Source organism: Synergistales bacterium (assembly GCA_021736445.1).
GTDB lineage: Bacteria > Synergistota > Synergistia > Synergistales > Aminiphilaceae > JAIPGA01.
Genome location: JAIPGA010000107.1, coordinates 1 through 6404 on the forward strand (window position 1 = coordinate 1; position 6404 = coordinate 6404).

At 39.8% G+C, this 6404-nt stretch carries 11 protein-coding genes; all 11 read right to left on the reverse strand.

Annotation, left to right across the window (positions count from 1 at the left end):
- The coding region (locus K9L28_11285) for a phage tail tape measure protein (protein MCF7936913.1) at positions 1–1529 on the reverse strand (1529 nt) is incomplete at its 3' end.
- Positions 1522–1692 carry a hypothetical protein gene (locus K9L28_11290; GenBank protein MCF7936914.1) on the reverse strand — a complete coding sequence of 57 codons (171 nt, stop codon included), beginning with the start codon at positions 1690–1692 and terminating at the stop codon, positions 1522–1524. The genes K9L28_11290 and K9L28_11285, both read right to left, overlap by 8 nt.
- Positions 1693–1859: 167 nt before the next feature.
- A complete protein-coding gene (locus tag K9L28_11295; GenBank protein ID MCF7936915.1) occupies positions 1860–2204 on the reverse strand; it encodes a tail assembly chaperone in 345 nt (114 codons plus the stop codon).
- 17 nt (positions 2205–2221) lie between these two features.
- Positions 2222–2641: a hypothetical protein gene (locus K9L28_11300; GenBank protein ID MCF7936916.1), complete on the reverse strand. Its 420-nt coding sequence runs from the start codon at positions 2639–2641 to the stop codon at positions 2222–2224.
- A gap of 22 nt (positions 2642–2663) precedes the next feature.
- The gene (locus K9L28_11305; GenBank protein MCF7936917.1) at positions 2664–3320 is read right to left on the reverse strand and encodes a hypothetical protein; all 657 of its coding nucleotides are present in this window, start codon (positions 3318–3320) and stop codon (positions 2664–2666) included.
- Between the two features lie 19 nt (positions 3321–3339).
- A complete protein-coding gene (locus tag K9L28_11310) occupies positions 3340–3699 on the reverse strand; it encodes a DUF3168 domain-containing protein (protein MCF7936918.1) in 360 nt (119 codons plus the stop codon).
- A gap of 1 nt (position 3700) precedes the next feature.
- Positions 3701–4141 carry an HK97 gp10 family phage protein gene (locus K9L28_11315; GenBank protein ID MCF7936919.1) on the reverse strand — a complete coding sequence of 147 codons (441 nt, stop codon included), beginning with the start codon at positions 4139–4141 and terminating at the stop codon, positions 3701–3703.
- A gap of 10 nt (positions 4142–4151) precedes the next feature.
- Complete coding sequence (locus K9L28_11320) at positions 4152–4478, reverse strand: head-tail adaptor protein (GenBank protein MCF7936920.1); 327 nt, start codon at positions 4476–4478, stop codon at positions 4152–4154.
- Entirely contained in the window at positions 4475–5062 is a 588-nt protein-coding gene (locus tag K9L28_11325; GenBank protein MCF7936921.1) for a head-tail connector protein, read from the reverse strand. The genes K9L28_11320 and K9L28_11325 overlap by 4 nt, the downstream gene beginning before the upstream one ends.
- A gap of 106 nt (positions 5063–5168) precedes the next feature.
- Positions 5169–5606 (reverse strand): hypothetical protein, encoded by a 438-nt coding sequence (locus K9L28_11330; GenBank protein MCF7936922.1) that lies wholly within the window; start codon positions 5604–5606, stop codon positions 5169–5171.
- A gap of 20 nt (positions 5607–5626) precedes the next feature.
- On the reverse strand, positions 5627–6404 hold a 778-nt coding region (locus K9L28_11335), incomplete at its 5' end, for a phage major capsid protein (protein MCF7936923.1).

Below are 6404 nucleotides of genomic sequence, written 5' to 3' on the forward strand. Positions count from 1 at the left end.
AGACGATTCTCTGCTGCTATTTTCTGATTCTCAGTTGGTCCTTCCAAATCATAAATAGTTTGGACCACTTTATTAAAATCTTTTCCATGCATAACAGCATTTTGTAATGCTTGGGATATTTCATAAAATTTCTGTGTTTGTATGCCTTTATCTGGATTTTCTCTTCCATACAATGATTGCCAAGCATTTTGTACTGTATCCTCAAATTTGCCGCTGTGTCTAATTTCTTCTGCAGGTCTTATGTGGGCAAACTTCTCCTGCTCAAGAATAACTTTATGGAGTGCATGATATAGGCCCCAAGCAGCAGTAGTTGCTACAATTATTGGAGCAGCAGGGCCAGACGCAAGACCAACTATAATTGTCCCCATAGTAGCAAAGGCTGACGTGACCTTACCTATTGCAAAAATCAAACCACCAGAACCTATTAGAACGCCAGCTAATTTTTGCAAGTTTGAAACGCTTTCATCACTCATGCCTTCTATAATTTCACCTAAATCTTCAACCTTTGCCAGGACTTTAGGGATAATAGTATTAGCTAAATCCATTAACCGTTTACCAATTGGTACAAGCGCAAGCTTTGCTGTATTTTGTAGTTGTGCCCATTTCTCTGTAAACGTTTTCGTATTTTTATCTGCGTCTTGAATAGCACCATCAACATTTTCTAATGCATTTTTAAAGTCCTTCAGTTCAAAAGCACCCGAATGTATGGCATCAACAATATCATTTGCAGATTTACCGAATATATCATTTGCAAGACTGAAAGCCTCTGTCTCAGTTTTAGCGTTCTTTATTTTTTCTATATAACCCTGCATCGTACCTGCCAAATCTTCTATACCTTTATCTGCAAGATCCTTAATACCCGTACGTAGACCACGAAGAACGCGTTGTGTATAGATACCTTGCTTTTCAAATTGTGAGACTAAAGCAATAGCATCTTCAATACTGAAACCCGCCTGTCTCATGTATGTCCCATATTTAACAATAATCTCATTAAGTTTGCTAACAGAAATGCCAGATTTTTGTGATGCCTTAAACATTTTGTCTTGAAGTTTAGTATAATTCTCAGCTTCTATGTTCCAATCATTAAAGACTTTAGTACTAGCATCGACTACAGTGTTAACATCTTCACCGAACATACGAGCAGTATCTAAAGCATTTTCAGTGACCTGCTGTAGCTTTTCTCCTGTGATGCCCAATCTAGTATTTATGTCAGCAAAAACATTCGAAGATTCATCAAAACCTTGGACAACCTGGTCGGCCATTTCCTTCCAGTCTTTTTTCAGATTCTGCAACTGTTTTCCTGTAGCACCAGTACCGCGTGCTATGTTTTGAAAAGCCTCATCAACATCATTTGCAGACTTTCCAGCAGCAGCACCTAAACCAATTAAAGGAAGAGAAATATATTTCATCATCGCCTTACCGGTACGTTGGGCACTACGAGAAAATTTCTTCATCTTTTTTTCAAGACGCTTCATTGCTCGTTCAGCTTCTGATGTATTCATACCGATAAACCACTGAACTCTAGGCATGATTCACAACACCTCTCTTCCTTTTAAGTTGTTTGTATTTACGTGCCTTTTCACGCTGATACTGATAATACTCAGCTTTATTCATTTCAATACCATCACACCAATAACCAATCAGGTCATACACATTAAGTGTCTTTTTTGGAGCTCCGATACCGTTAATCAAATTACAAGTTAATATTGCCTGTTCCTGCCTTTTCAAGTAGTCCCTGTATTTATATCCATATAACAAATCCATAATCTCACCAAAAGTTTTTTCCCACAAATCAGAATGGGAGAGGGCTAGCGGCCCAAAAATTAACCAGTATATATCTTTCCACCAGCCCTCATCATTTAGTTTTTTACTGAATCATCCACATCTTCATCATCATCGCCTTTATTAAGCTGAAGCTTAGAAGCTACAGAATCAACGTAAGCATTCACTGCTACACCTACAACTTCAGGGTAATTTTCGGCATCATCAAGCCACTTACTGACAGTATTGATAGTAAGTTTTCGATTATTGTAGAGAAGCCCACCCCAAATAATTACAATCATCTTATTAACATCGGTAAAATCAACACCAGACTGGAGAATCTCACCTACGCTCATATTAAGTTTTGAGCTGATTTCCCTTACAGCCTCAAAAGGATATTTCAATTCAAAATCAGAACCTGCAATGTTTACTGTATTAGCCATATATTATACCTCCTTTACTATACTATAGTATATGTTCCGCTGGTCAGAGTACTTGAACCCTGGAATGATACAGAAAGACTTACAGCATCCTCAACAGCACCACTAGGAGACCAGGACGTGATGAGCATAGTACCGCTCAGCTTCGGTTTACCATCAACCTTACCTGCCGGGTAAATGTCAATAGTCATTGTATCTCCTGCAAGCATAGCAGTTTCAATTGCACCTTGACCAGCATCATCAGGGTCAAACCAAAGATCCAGAGAACCGCTCCAACTGGCCTGCCCAACAAGGAATTCCTTAAAATTGGATCCCATATTGCTTGTATCAATTGTACCCATTGTAGTATCAATTGACCAAGATTTGACTTCGCCAACTGCCTGAGCAGAAGCAGAAGGCGTCACTTCTACTACACCATTTTTTGCATTAATTGCAGACATTATATCACCTCTCCTTTATGTATTAAACAGAAACAAACGAAACATTAAGAGTATCATCAGCACTTATATTTTCAAACGTATATGCATACTCTGTTTCTCCTGATGCTTCCGCAACAGCAGAACCACCCACAGTAAGAGTATCAATCACATAACCGCTATCTGCCGAAATGTTAAACTTCCTATTTTCACCGTCTACGACAAATGTATTGATGCCAGGAACAACAGAACCGTTATCACCACAAGTCACAGAAATTGTATGGCATTCTACATCTTCGCTTGTCAATTCTTCTGAACCTTGAATACTAATAGAAGTACCGACAGCGTCTTCTACCGCACCGCTTGGACTCCAACTTGTGATAAATGCGCTTCCTGTTAGACGTTTATTTCCTGCGCCACTAGCCTTACCGAAAGGATAAAGTTTAAGAGTAATACTGTTTCCTTGCAGTGCATCCGTTTGTATCTGGTCCTGTGCCACATCATCAGGGTCAAACCAAATATCAAGGGAACCGCTCCAAGAAGCCTGCCCAACAAGAAAATCCTTAAAATTTGAACCCATATTTGATACATCAATTGTGCCCATCGAAGTATCAATTGACCACGATTTAACCTCACCGACTGGAGTTTCATTTTCACTTACAATAACATCAATGATTCCATGTTTTGCATTTTTAGCAGCCAATCATATCACCTACCTTTATTTATCTTAAGTAAGTCCTATATTGCAGAATTGCACGCCACCAATCTGTGTCGTAATCCTTTACTATTTGTGCCTCAAGTAAAAGCATATCCAACTCATTTTCCAAAATAAAACGTACAATTGCTGCAATCTCTTTCACTTCAGCTCGCCCATGATAAGCAGACCAAACTGAAATTGTTATACTATGTTGTGTTTCTGTTTGATTCAATAAACGGCCCTCTGTACTATTTTCAGCTTCAATTGTTATGTATGGAGGCGTTTTCTGTTGATTAGGCGTATCACCAACATAATTCACTTTGTCCATCAATTCACTATTACCTGTTAACGTTGTGTAGAGTTGAGAAGAAAATATTAAAGACATGTCAATTACCTACTTTGTATAAAGCTTTATGTAATTCACTCTTCATTTCACGCTCAAACTCTTTTTCATATTCCTCGCCAGCGGGTGTCATAAAAGGCGTCACTGAATACTCTCTTGGATTTGTATCTTTGTACCCATACTCAACATAATATCCATAATAAGCACCAGTCTTTTTTGCTTCGCTGACATAAACTTTAAAATTCATCTTTTTTCTTGAATTGCTCAAACGTATAGCCTTTTTCAAGCGTCCAGTATCCACAGGAACCCTATTCTTTGCACTCTCTTTAATAAGGCGTGTATACTTTCTCCCTACTTGAAAAAGGATTTCATTCATTTCATTATCAGCCATTTTACGTAATTCCTTAATCATATCATCCATGCCTTCAAATTTAACTTCTAAAAAATTATGAGAATGGCTTGCTCCTTCGTAATGTTCAGTCATAGACGACATGTTATTTCACCTCCGTCTGACACTGTGCAAGCATATAATCCTGTCCTTGTATCAACCGGAGAGACTGACAAACAAGACGCTTACCTACCCACGCGACAACATCATCTTTCTGTAGATTCTCTTGAGAACGAACAGTGATTTCATATTCCACAACACTAGCGCCAGAAGTCGTAATGAGATTTTCCGATGATTTAACCGGAAACACGTTTGCAAAAACGCTACCCTGTGATACCTCTGATGTAGTAAAACCACCAAAACCATCTGATACTTCAACTGTACGGAGAATCTCTATGTAGTCTTTCAAATCTGAGGCTGTAAAATGCTTCATACCTGAACATCCCTATCAAGCCACAGAAGAGCGTCAAGTGTTTCAGGTACTTTATTTACGCTCTGCCCTTGTACAACAGGTTCTCTGTGTGCATACCAATGAGAAACTGCAATTTTGATAACATGCTTAACACTGGCAGGAATATTTACAATATAATCAGTAGACTCACCAGAATCATCAGGCTCATAGCCAACTGTATATACAACTTTGATTCCATCCTCTTTTGGTAATTCTTTTGTCAAAGATGGGACATCTTTTTGATAAAGAAAACCATCAACGTTTACTCCGTAATAGCTAGTAATATCTTCTGTCGTATCATCATTGTATGTTGCTACAATACTATCTAAAGACAGAAATGGAGTAGGTTTGAGAGGAAACAAAATAGGGATAGCATCAAACCATTGACTCCAAGTTTGTTGTACATATGCGCGACCTTGAACACGTTCACAATACTCACAAGCAGCCATAATAAGCCCTTCAAGATAAGTATCTTCTGCATTGTGACTGATACGAAGATGTGTTTTAATTTCTGAAAGAGTGATAGGTTCAACAGGTGATGGAGTAGTTAATTTTCTTTTGTACAATTGACTACTCGCCTCCTTTCATACATAAATAAAAATAGAGAGGCTATGCTAAAAAGCACAGCCCCTCAAACAATACCTGTCCTAGCTACATAATAACGCCCTAACTTTAACCTGGGCTCCCTGTGGTCGGCGCCGGACAAGGAAGGGCATAAGGTTTCCCTACAATTGCTACAGAAGATACAAGGGCAGCAGAAATGCTGGTTCCTGCATGTTCAAATGACATACGAAGATATCGCTTATTGCCAAGATATCCAGCAAACTGTACAACTTCATCTTCAGCTGTATCATCGATAGTTGCAAAAGTACCTTCCATGTCTGCAGCTGCAACATCAATAAAGTCTGAACCTGTAGTGGTATCAGCCTCCTGAAGAACAGGGGTGATAGTATTGCTAGCATCAGCCCCTGTAAGTGCGCCAATCTCAGCTACAACAACAACACCATTATACTCTGCAAGATCAATATAATCTGAAGTTGTGTCTGCACCCGCAATGTCCTGTGGAGTGAGAAGTTTCACGACATTAACAGCGTTCTTGAAATCATCCATTATACAACAACCTCCCTATATTAAGACTGGACAAGTTTCTGTGCAGCTTCGGCAAAAACAAGGTGCCCGTCCATGCGCCTGAAACCACGGAAACCAATCTGTCCATTAGCAGCGTAAAGTTCATTGAGACGCTGCATATAAGTTGCACCACGATCAACAATCCAGTACATGCTAGGGTCAAACAAGACAAAGGTTGAATCGCCGCTGGTCATCGTGTCGTCCATATCCTCAGCAGTATAAATAGGACGTCCAAGAACGCGGTCAGGCTGTCCTGCCTGAAGACCGGGCTGCCAGAGATATTGTTTATCTCCGCCTGTGCTGTCAGAAGACATCTTAAGTTTACGAAGTTTAGCTACAACAAGATCATGTGCAAGCCAAACAGAGTTATTCCTGTACTTCTTATCGAGCGCATGGTAAACATCAATAAGCTCATCACCGGTAAAAGCAGTGGAAGAGCTGGTGGTTTTACCGATCTCAGCAGTCTGAAGAAGCCCGGTGGGTTTACCCGAACCGTTCCCAGTGAGGAAAGCGGTTTCCTCAGCATCCGCAAACTGTCGCGCAAGTTCATCAGAAATAAAGCTACCCATATCAAACATAGAATCGCGCATAAGTTCTTCACTGATTTTCACAAGGCCAGTAAGCTTATACGCACTGAACGTAATAGCAGAAAGTGTCGGGTCAGATTCCGCATATGCTGCTTCCTCTACCTTCCAAGAAGCAGAACCATGGCTAGAAAGCACAGGAATCTGGCTATCATTTCTAACATTCATAGTCTTACAAAGACGGCGCATAATGTTG

Bases quoted from the DNA above. Each gene is read 5' to 3' on its own strand.
- K9L28_11315 (MCF7936919.1), bottom strand. From the start codon at position 4,141: ATGACTGAACATTACGAAGGAGCAAGCCATTCTCATAATTTTTTAGAA.
- K9L28_11295 (MCF7936915.1), bottom strand. From the start codon at position 2,204: ATGGCTAATACAGTAAACATTGCAGGTTCTGATTTTGAATTGAAATAT.
- K9L28_11310 (MCF7936918.1), bottom strand. From the start codon at position 3,699: ATGTCTTTAATATTTTCTTCTCAACTCTACACAACGTTAACAGGTAAT.
- K9L28_11320 (MCF7936920.1), bottom strand. From the start codon at position 4,478: ATGAAGCATTTTACAGCCTCAGATTTGAAAGACTACATAGAGATTCTC.
- K9L28_11330 (MCF7936922.1), bottom strand. From the start codon at position 5,606: ATGGATGATTTCAAGAACGCTGTTAATGTCGTGAAACTTCTCACTCCA.
- K9L28_11300 (MCF7936916.1), bottom strand. From the start codon at position 2,641: ATGTCTGCAATTAATGCAAAAAATGGTGTAGTAGAAGTGACGCCTTCT.